13 protein-coding genes are annotated in these 13616 nt (G+C 73.0%); 7 read left to right on the top strand and 6 right to left on the bottom strand.

Features of this window, described 5'->3' with window-relative positions; genetic code table 11:
- Positions 1 to 86: 86 nt before the first annotated feature.
- The 3 genes from ACWEV0_RS17390 to ACWEV0_RS17380 all read left to right on the top strand — a co-directional run bounded on the left by ACWEV0_RS17390 (position 87) and on the right by ACWEV0_RS17380 (position 4176).
- The gene (locus ACWEV0_RS17390) at positions 87 to 2078 is read left to right on the top strand and encodes an ABC transporter ATP-binding protein (protein ID WP_453150150.1); all 1992 of its coding nucleotides are present in this window, start codon (positions 87 to 89) and stop codon (positions 2076 to 2078) included.
- A gap of 20 nt (positions 2079 to 2098) precedes the next feature.
- Positions 2099 to 3172, top strand: coding sequence for a phosphotransferase (locus ACWEV0_RS17385; protein WP_453150149.1), 1074 nt, complete (start codon positions 2099 to 2101; stop codon positions 3170 to 3172).
- An 89-nt stretch (positions 3173 to 3261) separates the two neighbouring features.
- A complete protein-coding gene (locus ACWEV0_RS17380; protein ID WP_453150148.1) occupies positions 3262 to 4176 on the top strand; it encodes an NUDIX hydrolase in 915 nt (304 codons plus the stop codon).
- On the opposite strand, the gene ACWEV0_RS17375 is transcribed toward ACWEV0_RS17380, so the two are convergent.
- The 5 genes from ACWEV0_RS17375 to ACWEV0_RS17355 form a co-directional block, all read right to left on the bottom strand.
- A complete protein-coding gene (locus ACWEV0_RS17375; protein WP_453150147.1) occupies positions 4173 to 5450 on the bottom strand; it encodes an MFS transporter in 1278 nt (425 codons plus the stop codon). The genes ACWEV0_RS17380 and ACWEV0_RS17375 overlap by 4 nt on opposite strands.
- Complete coding sequence (locus tag ACWEV0_RS17370; RefSeq protein WP_453150146.1) at positions 5447 to 7882, bottom strand: B12-binding domain-containing radical SAM protein; 2436 nt, start codon at positions 7880 to 7882, stop codon at positions 5447 to 5449. The genes ACWEV0_RS17375 and ACWEV0_RS17370 overlap by 4 nt, the downstream gene beginning before the upstream one ends.
- A gap of 139 nt (positions 7883 to 8021) precedes the next feature.
- Positions 8022 to 8168, bottom strand: coding sequence for a hypothetical protein (locus ACWEV0_RS17365; protein ID WP_389213290.1), 147 nt, complete (start codon positions 8166 to 8168; stop codon positions 8022 to 8024).
- A 46-nt stretch (positions 8169 to 8214) separates the two neighbouring features.
- Positions 8215 to 8517, bottom strand: coding sequence for a hypothetical protein (locus ACWEV0_RS17360; RefSeq protein ID WP_453150145.1), 303 nt, complete (start codon positions 8515 to 8517; stop codon positions 8215 to 8217).
- Entirely contained in the window at positions 8514 to 9635 is a 1122-nt protein-coding gene (locus ACWEV0_RS17355; RefSeq protein WP_453150144.1) for an aKG-HExxH-type peptide beta-hydroxylase, read from the bottom strand. Before ACWEV0_RS17355 ends, ACWEV0_RS17360 begins: the two co-directional genes overlap by 4 nt.
- 306 nt (positions 9636 to 9941) lie before the next feature.
- Between ACWEV0_RS17355 and ACWEV0_RS17350 the strand changes: the two genes are divergently transcribed.
- From ACWEV0_RS17350 to ACWEV0_RS17335, 4 genes are all read left to right on the top strand, one after another.
- Positions 9942 to 10445, top strand: a complete 504-nt coding sequence (locus ACWEV0_RS17350) for an NUDIX domain-containing protein (protein ID WP_453150143.1) — start codon at positions 9942 to 9944, stop codon at positions 10443 to 10445.
- Between the two features lie 76 nt (positions 10446 to 10521).
- Positions 10522 to 11487, top strand: coding sequence for an NUDIX domain-containing protein (locus tag ACWEV0_RS17345; RefSeq protein ID WP_453150142.1), 966 nt, complete (start codon positions 10522 to 10524; stop codon positions 11485 to 11487).
- Positions 11484 to 12266: an NUDIX hydrolase gene (locus ACWEV0_RS17340; RefSeq protein WP_453150141.1), complete on the top strand. Its 783-nt coding sequence runs from the start codon at positions 11484 to 11486 to the stop codon at positions 12264 to 12266. Before ACWEV0_RS17345 ends, ACWEV0_RS17340 begins: the two co-directional genes overlap by 4 nt.
- A 4-nt stretch (positions 12267 to 12270) precedes the next feature.
- A complete protein-coding gene (locus ACWEV0_RS17335) occupies positions 12271 to 13074 on the top strand; it encodes an NAD-dependent epimerase/dehydratase family protein (RefSeq protein WP_453150140.1) in 804 nt (267 codons plus the stop codon).
- A gap of 63 nt (positions 13075 to 13137) precedes the next feature.
- On the opposite strand, the gene ACWEV0_RS17330 is transcribed toward ACWEV0_RS17335, so the two are convergent.
- On the bottom strand, positions 13138 to 13389 hold the full coding sequence (locus ACWEV0_RS17330; protein WP_453150139.1) for an EF-hand domain-containing protein: 252 nt from the start codon (positions 13387 to 13389) through the stop codon (positions 13138 to 13140).
- Positions 13390 to 13616: the final 227 nt, after the last annotated feature.

The following is a 13616-nucleotide window of genomic DNA, read 5'->3' as shown; positions in this document are numbered from 1 at the left end:
CGGGCCGTCCGAAATACATGTGTTCGAAATCCGTGGCCGTCTCGTTGGGCCTCACACCAGCGGACCACGACCGGCCGGAGGCGCCGATGCGCACCAGCACCACCACCCCGCCGAGCAGCACCTCGGCATCGGAACAACTCCTCTTCGGCGGCGAACTCGCCTACGACTACGGCTGGAGCAAACACGGCGGCGCCTGGCTGAAGCTCGGCCTGCGCGCCATGGCCGCCTCGCTGCCGCGCCAGGTGGCGCTCGCCGTGCGGCTCGCCCGCGAGGCCGACCGGCGGGCGCTGTACGTCGTGGCCGGCAGCGAGGCCGGCCGCGGCGTCGCCCAGGCGGTCTCGCTGGTGGCGGTCAACGCCCTGCTGATCGAACTGCTCGCGGCGGGCGACATCGAGGCCCGGCTGCGCGCCGCGCTGCCCTCGCTCCTCCTGGTCGCCGTGCTCGCGGTCGTCGGAGCGGCCTGCCGGTCGGCCTCGGCGGCGGCCACCGGCGTCCTCGAGCCCAAGGTGCAGCGGGTCGCGACCGAGCGCTATCTGGGCCGGGTGGCACAGGTGGAGCTGGAGGCGATCGAGGACGACGCCTTCCACCGCCTGATGGACTCGGCCCAGTGGGGCGCGGAATCGGCCCGCCGGATGGTCGGCTACTGCACCGCCGTGGTCACCTCCCTCATCTCGCTGGTCGCGGCCGCCGGCGTGCTGACCGCGCTGCACCCGGTCCTGCTGCCGCTGCTGATCGCCATGGCGCTGCCGAGCGCGTGGAGTTCGCTGACGATGGCCCGGCACCGGTACGTGAGCTGGCACCGTTTCGTGCAGCACGCGCGCGCCGGGCAGCTGCTCAGCCGGCTGCTCATCGACGAGCAGGCGGCGGCCGAGGTCCGGGTGCACGACGTCGGCCCGTTCCTGCTCGAACACTTCCGGGGCATGGCGGAGACCAGCGAGCGCGAGCAGACCCGCCTCGCCTGGATCGGCGCCCGCACCGGACTCACCGCCGACGCGGCCCGCGGCCTGGCGACCGTCGCCACGTACGGGGTGCTCGGACTGCTGCTGTGGTACGGGGAGATGGCCCTGGCGGTGGCCGGCACGGCCGTCCTCGCGATCCGCACCGGCTCGGCCGGCATCACGGACCTCGTGCTGCGGCTGACCGACGTCCAGCAGGAGAGCCTGTTCGTCGCCGATCTGGAGACCCTGTGCGAGGAGGCGGTGCGCCGCGCCATCCCCACCGCCGGGCGGGCGCTGTCCGACCGGGTGGACGAGATCCGATTCGAGAAGGTCACCTTCACCTATCCCGGCGCGGACAAGCCGTCCCTGCGCGAGGTCGACCTGGTCATCCCACGCGGCCGGACCGTGGCCCTGGTCGGGCGGAACGGCTCGGGCAAGACCACTCTGATCAAGCTGCTGTGCGGGCTGTACCTGGCGGACGAGGGGCAGGTCAGGTGGGACGGCGTCGACGCCGCCGAGGCCGACCGGGCGGAGCTCTTCGGCCGGATCGCGATGGTGGCGCAGAACTTCCACCGCTGGCCGTTCACCGCCCGCGTCAACATCGGCATCGGCCGGCCGGGCGCGCCGATGGACGACGCGGCGATCGCGCGGGCGGCGGAGTACGCGGGGGCCGACGAGGTGGTCCGGGGTCTGCCGCGCGGCCTGGACACCCTGCTGGCCCGCGGCTACCGGGGCGGGCAGGAGATCTCCGGCGGTCAGTGGCAGAAGATCGGCCTGGCGCGGGCCCGGTTCCGCGACGGGCAGATCCTCATCGTGGACGAGCCGACCAGCGCCCTTGACCCGGTGGCCGAGCAGCGGGTCTTCGACCAGATCCACCGCCTGGCGAGTTCGGGGCAGACCACCATCCTCATCACCCACCGTCTGCACAGTGTCCGCGAGGCCGACCTCATCTACGTGCTGGACGAGGGCCGGGTCGTCGAGCACGGCACCTTCGCCGAGCTGATGGACCCGGCCACCGGCACCGGCGCCTTCCGCGAGGCGTACGATCTGCAGGCCCGTCAGTTCACCCGGCCGCACCCGGCGGTGCCGCCGCAGTCCGGGGACGGTCTGGTCCTGGGCGAGGGGCAGGTGCTGTCATGACCTTCGTGGCCCCTTCCTCTGTGCCTTCCCCTCCGCCGTCCTCGTCCTCGTCCTCGTCCCCCTCCTCGTCCGCCATCGAGCGGGTGGCGCTGCTGCTCGCCGCCGAGTTCGGCCTGGTGCCCGAGTCGGTCGAGGAGGGTCCGTCCGGCACCGCGACCCGTAACTACCTCGCGACCACGCCCGACTCCCGGCGCTGGTTCGTCAAGACCTATCCCGCCGGCACGGATCCCGAGCGGGCGGAGAGCGCCGCCCGGCTGAGCGAGTACGCCCGGCTGTGCCGGGTGCCGGTGGCCCGCGCCCGTACCACGCTCGACGGCGACCGCCTCGTCGCCTCCTGGGGCGGGGCGACGGTCTCCGTGACGGAGTACGTCGCCGGCGCGGTGACCGCCGACGCGGGGCTCACCGGACGGGCCTGGGAGGCCGTCGGCGAGGCGATCGGGCGGCTCCACCGCGGACTCGCCCGCCATCCCTTCGGCCCACCGCGCGCCGCCGCCCGGGACCGGGCCGTCGATCCGGTACGCAGCCGGGCCCGCCTCTCGGAGCTCGTACGGCGGTACGAGGCGGAGCCGCCCCGCACCGGGTTCGAGCGGTGGGCGCTGGAGACGGCCCGCGAGCGGCTGGCCGGGCTGCCCGCGACGGAGCGGCTCCTGGAGCGGGTACCGGACCGCATGCTCGCCCAGTTGGTGCACGGCGATCTGTCCGGTCCGAACGTGCTGCTGCGCGGCGAACGCGTCGCCGCCGTCATCGACTTCGCCCCGCCGGGCCTGCGCGGCCCGATGTGGGAGCTGGGCCGGCTCGCCCTCGACCCGCGCACCGTGCTCGCCCGCCCCGACTGGCCCGCCGGCCTCGGCCGGCTCGTCGCCGTCTACCACGTCCTCCATCCGGCCGTGCCGGTCGCGGAGTTGGTCAGCGTGGTCCGGCTGACGGCGGCGTACCTGGGCTGCACGGTCTACCCGCTGAACACGGTCGTCGAGGGCCTGGGCCCGGTCACCCCGTCCCTCGAGTCGTACGCCCGCGACCGCGTCCGGGCGGCGGTCGTGCTGCGCGACCGCCTGGACGAGGCCGAGGAGGTGCTGCGCGACGCCCTCCGCTAGCGACACCCTCCGCCGGCGACGCCCTGCGCCGGCGACACCCGACACCCGACACCGACTGTCGACCGACTCCCCGAGGAAAGGTGATGCCTGTGTCCCTCACCCCCCGCCCCGCCGATGCCGTCAGCACGGCCGTCATCGTCGTCAACCGCCGCGGCCAGTACCTCCTGCACCTGCGCGACGCGCACCGGCCGATCTGCGACCCGGGCACCTGGTCCCTGGTCGGCGGCGCGCCCGAGCCCGGCGAGAGCCCGGACCGGGCGATCGTCCGCGAGATCCACGAGGAGACCGGACTGGTGCTGCCCGACGTCGTGCCGTTCACCACCGCCCGGGCCGACGGCCCGTACGTCACCGAGGGCCGCATCCTCGTCTACGTCGCCCACTGGGACGGCGACGCGCACCGCCTCCCCGTCACCGAGGGCATCACGTTCCTCTGGGCCGACCTGCCCACCATGGCGCAGATGACGATGTGTCCCTGGGCGTACGAGGCGATCCGGGCCCACGCCGCCGAGCACCCCGCGCCCGCCGTGCCCGAACCGCGGACACCAGCGGGGGCGGTACGGAACGTCGTGGGCGCCCATCTGTTCCTGGAGCGCGACGGCAGGACGCTCCTCGGCCTGCGGCACCGGGACTCCCCCTTCGCCGCCGGCATGTGGCACGCCCTGGCCGGGCACGTGGAGCGGGAGAGCGTACGGGCGTGCCTGGTCCGGGAGGCGTGGGAGGAGGCCGGGCTCGTCGTCGACCCGGCCGATCTCACCCTCGTGCACACCGTGCACGTGCTCGACCGTCCCGACGCCGAGCCCCGCATCCAGCTGTTCTTCGCCGCGTCCCGCTGGTCCGGCACCCCTGAGGTGCGGGAGCCGGAGAAGTGCGCCGCCTGGGACTGGTGGCCGCTGGACGCCCTGCCGGAGCCGACGGTCGCGTACACGCGCGCCGCGATCGACGGCATCCGGGCCGGCAGCGCGTACACCGAACTGGGCTGGGACGCCCCCGCCGAGCGCCCTTAGAGGTTTTCTCGGGCGGCGCGGTCCGCCGCACCGAGCCGGAGCGAGAGCACGCCGGCCAGGAGCAGGATCGCGCCGCCGGTCACCATGGGGACCGAGAGGTCGGTGTGCGCGGCGAGGAAGCCGCCGGCGGCCGAGCCGACGGGCATGATGCCCCAGGCGGCGAGGCGGTAGGCGCCGGCGGCCTTGCCGCGCAGTTCGTCGGGCACCAGCTCCTGGCGCTTCGCCGCGGTGAGCACGTTCCACATCACGACGGTCGCGCCGTTGAGGGCGAGGAGGGCGGCGACGGCGAACGGGTCGCGCAGCGTTCCGGCGAGGACGAAGGAGGCGCCGGCGCCGAAGACCGACACGGTCAGGGCGGCGCCCCAGCCGAAGCGGGCGCTGAGCCGGCTCGCGACGCCGCTGCCGACCAGACTGCCGACGGCCGAGCCGGCGATCAGCCAGCCGTAGCCGGTGTCGGACAGGCCGAGGGTCCTGGTCGCGTAGAGGACGAGGACGGAGATGGCCATCGAACCGGCCAGGCTGAGCAGCGTCACCATCAGGGTGAGGATGCGCAGCACCGGGTGGTGCAGGAGGAAGGCGAGACCGGCACGGATCTGGCCGAGCCAGCCGGTCGGTTCGGTGTCGGGCCGCGGCTCGGCGCGGAAGCCGCCCGGGCCGGGCTTGACGCGCAGCAGCAGGGCCGCGCTGAGCAGGAAGCTGAGGGCGTCGACCAGGAAGGGCGAGTGGCGGTCCCAGGAGAACAGCCAGGCGCCGAGCACCGGTCCGGCGAAGCTCAGGTTGACGACGCTGGTGGCGAAGAGCCTGCTGTTGGCGCGTTCCAGCGAGTCCTTGGCGACGGTCGACGGGATCATCGCCTGGGACGCCGTGTCGTAGAACGTGTCGGTGACGCCGAGCAGGAAGGCGACGGCGTACAGGGTGACGGCCGTCAGGGCGTCGGTGAACGCGAGGGCCAGGAAGCCGCCGACGAGCACGAAGCGCAGCGTGTCGACGCCGATCATCAGCCGGCGCCGGTCCACGCGGTCGGCGACCGCCCCGCCGACGAGGGCGAGGAGCAGCCAGGGCAGGCGCTCGAACGTGGCGACGAGCGCCACCTGTCGCGGGTCGCCGGTGAGGGCCGCGGCCATCAGGGGCAGTGCGGTGATGCGGATGCCGTCGCCGATGCCGGAGACGGCGAACGCGCCCCAGAGCTTGCGGAACTCGGCGCTGAGCGGCCGGTCCGGCGCCGGGGCGGCGTCCGCGTCGTGCGTGTCGTGCGTGTCGTGCGTGGATGTCAACGTGCGGGCTCCAGGTCGGCAGCGTGGGCGCGCCGGTGAACGAAACCGTACATCTCCAGCTTGGCGAGGATCCGTTCGGTCTCGGCGGTCAGGCCCAGGTCCCACACGCCGTGCGGGTCGTGGCCGCCGGCCAGGCCGAGGCCGTCCTCGCAGGCCAGCCAGAGCAGCCGGCCGAGGCGGCCGAGGCGCAGCGCGTGGCCGGTCACGGTGGAGCTGAGCACGATGGTGGTGTCCTCCTCCACCTCGTGCACGCCGGGTTCGCGGACGAAGACGGGGCTTTCGGAGACCGTCGTGCCCGCCGATGCCAGGGCGTCCGGCCAGGACGCCGGGTGGACGGAGTGCGTGGCCTCGCCGGCCAGGAAGCCGAAGCGGACGAGGAGGGCGACGAGTTCGGCGCCGGTGACGGTGACGCCGACGACGCCGTTCCGCTCGAAGAGTTCGGCGAGCGCCTCCGCCGGGGTGGCGGTGCGCAGCAGTTCCAGGTCGACGGTGCCGGGGGCGTGCAGTTCGACGAACCGGTCGCCGATGGCGGCGTACAGGCCCCAGCGGACCAGCTCGCCCGCCGCGCCGGCCTCGCCGGTCCAGGGCAGCCTGCGGATCTCGGTGTGCGGGGCGAGGACCAGCGGCTCACCGGGGGCGAGGGGGTTCTCGTCGCGGCCGCCGTTGGGCAGCAGCTGGGCGGCCTCGGCGCCGTTGCTGGCCCGTACGAAGGTGTACTCCTCGACGCCGGTGAGGGCCGCGGCCCGGCCGGGGCGGAACCACTGCTGCGCGGAGACCTCCAGCGGGCGCTGCACGTCCCGGCCGAAGAGCACGCTCTCCCGGGCGTCCATGCCGCGCTCGACCTCGTAGTCGTAGGTCAGGGCGAGGTCGTCGGACGCCGGCGGCAGGATGACCCGGACGCCGAACTTCTCCGGGTCGGTGGCGACCGGCGAGAAGGCGTCGAGGACGAACGGGGAGCCGCCCCAGGTGCAGTGCTTGACGCCGAACTCGTCGGTGGCGCGGCGGATGGTGTTCTCCGCGAACTCCACGGTGTGCCGGGCCTCCTCCTCGGTCTCCCCGGGGAAGCCGTGGATGACGAAGAGGTGCACGGGCACGCCTGCCTTGAGCATCGCCTCGACGGTCGTGTCGATCGCGCCGACCTCGGTGTCCTTCTTCATCAGGTCGAGGACCCGCTGGACGTGCGACTCCAGGCCGAAGTTCATCCGGCGGCAGCCGGACGCGTAGAGCCGCTCGGCGAGGTCCTCGTCGAGGCCGCGGGCGAAGCGGGTCTCGCCGTACCAGTTGATGTCGGTCTCGCGCTTGATCAGTTCGTCGGCGACGGTGCCGAGGGACCGCAGGGTGAGGATCTCGTCGACGAACATGAAGTACCGGGTGTTGTGGCGCTTGGCGAGCCACTCGATCTGGTCGACGGTGGTGCCGGCGCTGCGGCCGCGGTACTTGCCGGAGGCGAACGGGATCGCGCAGAAGGCGCACTCCCAGGCGCAGCTTCGGGAGGCGAAGACCGGCAGGATGGGGCCGGGGGCGAAGTACTTGTCGAGCGGGTAGTCGTCGTAGTCGGGCGCCGGCAGCTGCTCGATGCGCACCTTGCGGGGCGGGTTCTTGCGCAGCCGGTCGCCGTCCATCCAGACCAGGCCGGGGACCTTGGCGAGCGCCTCGGGGCCGTCGGCCTCGAAGAGCATGGGCAGGGCGTCCTCGCCCTCGCTGTGCACGAAGTAGTCGACCATGTCGAAGAACGGGTGGCGTTCCGTCCAGCGGTCGATCATGCGGGTGGTGTAGTTGCCGCCGAGCACCACCCGGATGCCGGGGCGGCGTTCGCGCAGGATCTTGACGAAGGTGAGGGCGGCGATCAGCTGGGTGTCGGCGGAGACGCTGACGCCGACGAGGTCCAGGTCCGGGTCGTCGAGCAGGTCCGGCGGCATGCAGTGCTCGAACGCCCAGCGGTACACGTTGCGCTCGCGGTCCACGACGGCGTCGAGGACCTGCTGCGACGAACGCGCCGAGTAGTACAGGTCGTTGGCGACCAGGTCGAACTCGTGGCCCGGGAAGGCGGCGGAGACGCACCACATGGCGTTGCGGACCACGAGCCGGGCCTGGGCGTGCCGGGCCTCGTCGTGCAGGGCGTGCTCGTCCCGGAGGACCCGCTTGGCCTCTTCGATGAGCTCGATCGTGGGTTCCAGGACCAGCCGGGCGCGTTCCTGCGTACGGCGCTGCTCCTCGTCGCCCGCCCAGTCGCGCTGGATGCGCGGGGCCATGGCGCGCAGCCCGTCGGCGCCGAGGAGCCAGTTCACGGACTCGATGCCGAGGTCGTAGGCGCTGACCCGGTGCCCGCGTTCCCGCATGCAGGCGGTGAGCAGGGGGACGGCGAGGTGGGGGGCGTACGCGTTCCACAGCGGCGGGTTGACCAGCAGGGCGCGTTTCGTCTTCAACTGCATGACCGGTGCACGCTTTCATTCATCGGGGGCGCTGGGTGAGCGGTGGACGCGTGCGGGCCGAGGGGGTCCGGAGACCCCCTGGTGCCCGAGCAGAAGGGGATGTGCGAGGAAGCCGCGCACACGAGGTGCGCGTGTGTCATCAGACCTCGGGGGTCTGCGGGGCAGGCATCGCGGCGTACTGCGCGACCTGCGGGGTACCGTCGGGCTCGATCGCGTCGACCAGCAGGTCGGCGTCCGTGGCGCCGGCGAGGGCGGCCTTGAGCTCCTCGATGAGGGTACGGCTCATGACTATCACCTCCTTTCCTGGGGTGTACCGGGTGCGTGACCCGGCCTCAGGTGGTGCTGGTGGTGCCGGTGGTGGTGCTGATCCTGCGCACGAGCCCCTTCTGCTCGAGCTGGTTCAGACCCTCTTCGAGATCGCCGAGGGCCTGGTCTTTGGTCTGTGTGGCGGCGACGGCGCTGACGAACTGGTCAGCGACCTCCTGGTGCGTCGCTCCGTCACACAGGGCGAAAATCAGCCATGTCTTGGTGTTGAGGAGGAAGACGTTGGGCTGGTCCTCGGTGTAGACGAGCAGGCTGTGCTCGCCGGGGACGGGCCGGGTGATCACCCGGTTGTGCTGGTAGACCTGGTTCATGCCGCGCTCCGCGCCTCGAGGTGGTCGGTCAGTACGGAGTCCAGCCACCGCAGGAAGGCGACGCCGGAACCGCCGGCGTGGGCCTCGCCGAGCGGCAGCAGATCGGCCCCGAGCAGCCTCGCCCGCTCCCCGCAGGACCGGGCCGACTCCTCTACCTGTCCGCGGGTGTAGTCCCGCCACAGGCCGCTGTCGTCGGGCAGCGCGGCCAGCGTGGAGTAGAAGACCGCCAGGTGCACGTAGACGTGGTAGGCCGCCAGTGCCCGGTCGAAGGGCCAGCTCTCCCGGCCCTCGTGCCAGGCCGGCTTGACGTGGGCGATGGTGTCCTTGTCGTAGCCGGCGCCGAGGATCGAGAAGCCGACGTACATGTCGTAGAGCTTGCTGTGCACGCCTTCGTGCAGCAGCGCCTCGGCCGCCCGCAGCGGGTCCGTGAGGCAGCTGCGCGACACGAACACGGCCGAGGGCACGTCCTTGGTCGACGCGCTGAAGAACGGCCTTTCCCCGTCGACCGCGGCGAGCAGCGAGAAATGCGGTCGAATGCTTTCCACCAGTTCCGGCACGTATTCCTGGAGAATTCCCCAGCCGGCGGCGGCGGTCTCCGCCTCGGCCGAAGTCATTCCCACGATGTCGTAGTGCTCGGAGGTGCCGTCCGGAGTGAGCCCGGCGAGGAATATCTCATGGAACTCGTTCAGCCACGGGTCACGGAAATCCGGGTCCACCAGGATCTCGAGTCCGGTGTCCGCGAGCGGGGCGAATCCGGGGCGCGGGAAGGTCCCCGCGGCGTCGTACGCGAAGGTGTCGACGAACGGCTCGACACGGCGCCCGAGTTCGTCCCAGTCGACGGTCCGGCTCCGCGCCATCGTCAGTCGTGCCTGGTCGATGCGGCGACGCAGCACCGTGTCGTGCAGCACCCGGCCGGCCGGGTCGCCCTCCACGGACAGCGGCCCGAGGAACTCGCCGACCCGGCCGGGAATCCGCTCCGCGCCGATCTGCGCCAGGAACTGATAGGTGGCGTGGGCGCGATTGCGAATGCGCCCGGCGGAACCGTAGGGTTCTTCCTCGGCCAGCCTGCGGCGGAGGGAGGAAATACTCCCGACTTCTTCCGGTCCGACGACAGCCACACAAACCCCCGTAGTTCGCGCTTTCGTTTTTCGGCTCGACGTGACTTTATTCAGACACGAAGTGACTGATCAAGAGCGCCTCACCCCCCAGGTAGCTGCACCACCACAGGAACATGTGGCCCCCACAAGTCGCCACATAGCGGTGTGATGTCACCCCATAGCGGACACCGTGCGCGCGGACGGGCCGGCCGGGAGCCGCTCGATCGGGTGGTGAGGCACGCCGAAGCGGGCCCGCGCGGGGTGCCCGTGGGCCACGATGGCGACGAGCGGGACGAGCGGGACGAGCGAACGGTAAGGAGTCGAGGCGTGAGCGATGTCTGGCTGCCGCCCGGGGAATACGCGGCGACGCTGCCGAAGGCCGCGCTGTTCGGCGCCGTCTTCTTCACGGACGAGCGCGACCGCCCCCTGCACCTCCATGCCGTCTACAGCAGCGAGCATCCCTGGCAGTGGCCGGGCGGCACGGCCGAACCGGGCGAACGCCCCTGGGAGACGGCCGTCCGCGAGACCCGGGAGGAGACCGGCCTCGTGGTGCCCGGGCCACCGCGTCTCCTCGCCGCGGTGTTCGGACTCCCCAGCGGGGCGTGGCCGCTCGCGACGGCCGGCTTCGTCTTCGACGGCGGCCGCCTCACCGACGGGCAGATCGCCGCCGTCACCCTCGCCCCGCGCGAACACGACGAGCTGCGGGTGCTGCCTCTGGAGGACTGGCGCGCGCTGATGCCGGCGCGCGACTTCGCCCGCCTCTCGGCCGTCATGACGGCTCGTCGCACCGGCACGACGGCCTACTTCGACACCTGGGACTGGGACGGCTGACGACCGGCCGCACGAGGAGCACCGCGTACCCAGCCCCCTCCCCCAGCCAAACCGGCCTCGGCGATCGGAGAGTCCCGTGACCACCACCAGCGCGACATCGGACGAGGAATACGGCGCCGCGCGCGCCGCCGCGGCACTGTGGACGGGCACTTCGGTGCTCGTCACCGACGTGCGCGGGCGGGTGCTGGTGCAGCACGTCGACTACCGGACGACGTGTCTGCTGCCCGGCGGTGCCGTGGATCCGGGCGAGGCGCCCTCGCATGCCGCGGCCCGTGAGATGAAGGAGGAGCTCGGCGTCACGGCGGTCGTCGACCGGGCCCTGGCCGTGGACTGGGTGTCGCGGGAGGCGTTGGGTGCGCCGGCCGCGCTGCGGTTCCCGGGCGAGATCCTGTACGTGTACGACGGCGGCACCTGGGACGAGGCCCGGATCGGCACCGTACGGCTGCCGGAGAGCGAGATCGAGAGCCTCGAGTTCGTGGAGCCGGCCCGGCTCCCGGAGCTGATGGCCCCCGGTGACGCGCGCCGTGCGCTGTCCGCGCTCCGGGCCCGGATCAACGCGGGCGGCCCCGCCGTCCTGGAGGACGGCCGCCCCCTCTCCCCCACCGTGCTCGACCGCCTCGCCGTACTGTCCGCTCCGCGCCCCGCGGGCCCGGTGCCGGACGGCCGGACGACGGGCCGTTCCCCTGTCTGGGCCTTCGCGCCGGACGGCCGGGTCCTCGTCCGACTCGACCCGGCCACGGGCTCCGCCGCCCTGCCCGAGGAGGCGGACCCGCCGGCCCCCGCTCCCGTCGGCCGACCACCGGAGCCGGAAGGCCCGTACGCACAGGCGCCGCACGCGGTGCGCTTCACCGGCTCCGAGCCCGCCGGGAAGGGCACCACGCAGATCCTCGCCACCCCCGAACAGGCCCTGTCCCTGTTCGACCACGACCCCTCGGCGGCCGCCCGGCTGGTCGCCGCCGTCCACGACGCCCGCGAACGCCTCGGCATCCCCCGGGCCGCCCCGCAGCCGGTCACCGAACTCTCCGCGCCGAGGACGCCGTGACCGGCCCCGCCGTCGAGTTCCTCGACCCGGACGGCATCACCTTCGTCGAGCACGCCCCGCCCGTCATCACCCCTCGGGAGCGGCGCGAGGTGGACCGGCTCTGGGCGGAGACGAAGGCGCGCAATCCCGCCGCGTTCGACGGGCGGGTGGTCGCGAGTCTCGGCGTGGAACGGCGCGGGGCGGGGCCGGTGGTGGTGCGGTGGGCGGCGGTGTCGTACCGGATGCGGGGGCTGCGGTCGGTGCGGGCGGCCGAGCGGGTGCCCGGTTCGGTGTTCGTGACGGTCCTGCTGCCGTCGGAGGACGGGCTCGTGGTCGGGCGCGGGTCCGCTGCGACGGCGGCGCCGGGGCGGTGGACATTGCCGGGCGGGGCGGTCGAACCGCCGGTGCCCGGGGCGGCGTTGGACATGAACGCGCTGCGCGGCCACGCGGCGCGGGAGCTGGTGGAGGAGACCGGTGTGGAGGTGCCGGACGAGAGGCTGGAGCTGTGGGGCCTGACCCGAGGGCGGCGCTTCGGCAGCCTCGGTTTCCATTTCCTCGCGCCACGGCTGCCGGTCGCACTCGTCCGGCGCAGCCACGCGGCCCTCGTCCGTGCGCACGATGAAGCGCCGGGAGGTGGTGGTGAAGTGGAGCTGGACGCACTCGCGTTCGTCCCGTCGCCGGCCGCGGCCGAGCGGCTCGGTCCCGGCGCGGACTATCTGCCGCAGGTCCTCGACCGGTACTTCTTGATGACCGGTTCGTCAGCGACGAGGATGCCGGGGTTGTCGACGAACTGGGGGTGACGCAGTGGGACTCGGGACGATCGCGGTCACGGGGGCGGCGGGGCGGATCGGGACCGTGGTGCGGGAGGCGCTGCGGGCGGAGGCGGAACGCCTGGTGCTGCTCGACCGGGTGGCGCTACGGGCGGAGGCCGCGAACGAGGAGGCGCGGACGGTCGATCTGCGGGACGGCGCCGCGGTGGCGGCGGCGCTCGCCGGGGTCGACGCCGTCGTGCATCTGGGCGGCGTGCCGGACGAGGCGCCGCTGCCGGACCTCCTGGAGGCGAACGTCCTCGGCACCCACCACGTCCTGGAGGCCGCCCGCCGGCACGGCATCGGCCGGGTGGTGCTCGCGAGCAGCAACCGGGTCACCGGCTTCTATCCGGCCGGACGCACGACCGGGCCGCAGGACCCGGTGCGACCGGACGGGCTCTACGGGGTGAGCAAGGCGGCCCTGGAGGCCCTCGGGCAGCTGTACGCCGACAAGTTCGGCCTCTCGGTGATCTGTCTGCGCATCGGCAGCTTCGAGCCGGCGCCGGGCGAGGCCCGCCACCTGGCAACCTGGCTGAGCCCGCGCGACGCCGTCGGTTTCGTACGGGCCGCGCTGGCCGCCCCGCCGACCACCCGGTTCGCCACGGCGTACGCCGTGTCCGCCAACACGCGCCGCTTCTGGGAGCTGCCCGACCCGGCGGTCCTCGACTACGTCCCCCTGGACGACGCCGAGCACCACGCGGCCGCCGTCCCGGACGCGGACCTACCGGCCGACCCGGACGCGCCGCAGGCCGGCCCGTACGCGCTGCCCGAGTTCACCCTCCGGCACATCCGGCAGTGAGCCGTCCGGCGCGCTCCCGGTCGCGCTCGTGAGGCCGACGGGCCGGACCGGTGCCCGGTACGGTCACCAGCCGAAGCGGCGGTCGACGACCGCGGCGAACTCCTCGTACGTCAGCACCTTGTCCCCGTTCGCGTCGGCCTCGTCGAAGAGCGCCGAGGAGTCGTCGGCGTCGCCCACTCCCCACGCGGGGATCATGCCCTGGGCGACGAGGGTCGGGCCCTTGTCGCGGAGGGCACGGATGACCTCGATGCGGGTCAGGGTGCCGTCCCGCTCCAGGTCGAGGGCGTCGAAGAGGGCGCGGGCCTGCTCGCTCATGGCTGGTCCTTTTCCTCGCTGGGTCCTGTGGTGCTCGGTCGGGTGGCGGTGGGAAGGACGCGGGGGCCGCCGGGCTGGTTGACCGGACCGGGGCCCGAAAACGCGAAGTGGTGGTCGGGTTCGAACCCGACCACCACAAACTGCCCGAAAAACTACTGTTAGGAGGGGGTCTTTTGAAAACACACCCCCACAAACGGAACCTAAAAAAACACAAACTCCTTCTACAA

The sequence above is a fragment of the Streptomyces sp. NPDC003943 genome (genome assembly GCF_053605265.1).
This window is presented reverse-complemented; position numbering and strand designations above follow the sequence as displayed.

What these genes read in the sequence shown, in the direction of transcription:
- ACWEV0_RS17390 (WP_453150150.1), top strand. Translation starts at nt 87, where the DNA reads ATGCGCACCAGCACCACCACCCCGCCGAGCAGCACCTCGGCATCGGAA.
- ACWEV0_RS17370 (WP_453150146.1), bottom strand. Translation starts at nt 7,882, where the DNA reads ATGCAGTTGAAGACGAAACGCGCCCTGCTGGTCAACCCGCCGCTGTGG.
- ACWEV0_RS17365 (WP_389213290.1), bottom strand. Translation starts at nt 8,168, where the DNA reads ATGAGCCGTACCCTCATCGAGGAGCTCAAGGCCGCCCTCGCCGGCGCC.
- ACWEV0_RS17360 (WP_453150145.1), bottom strand. Translation starts at nt 8,517, where the DNA reads ATGAACCAGGTCTACCAGCACAACCGGGTGATCACCCGGCCCGTCCCC.
- ACWEV0_RS17330 (WP_453150139.1), bottom strand. Translation starts at nt 13,389, where the DNA reads ATGAGCGAGCAGGCCCGCGCCCTCTTCGACGCCCTCGACCTGGAGCGG.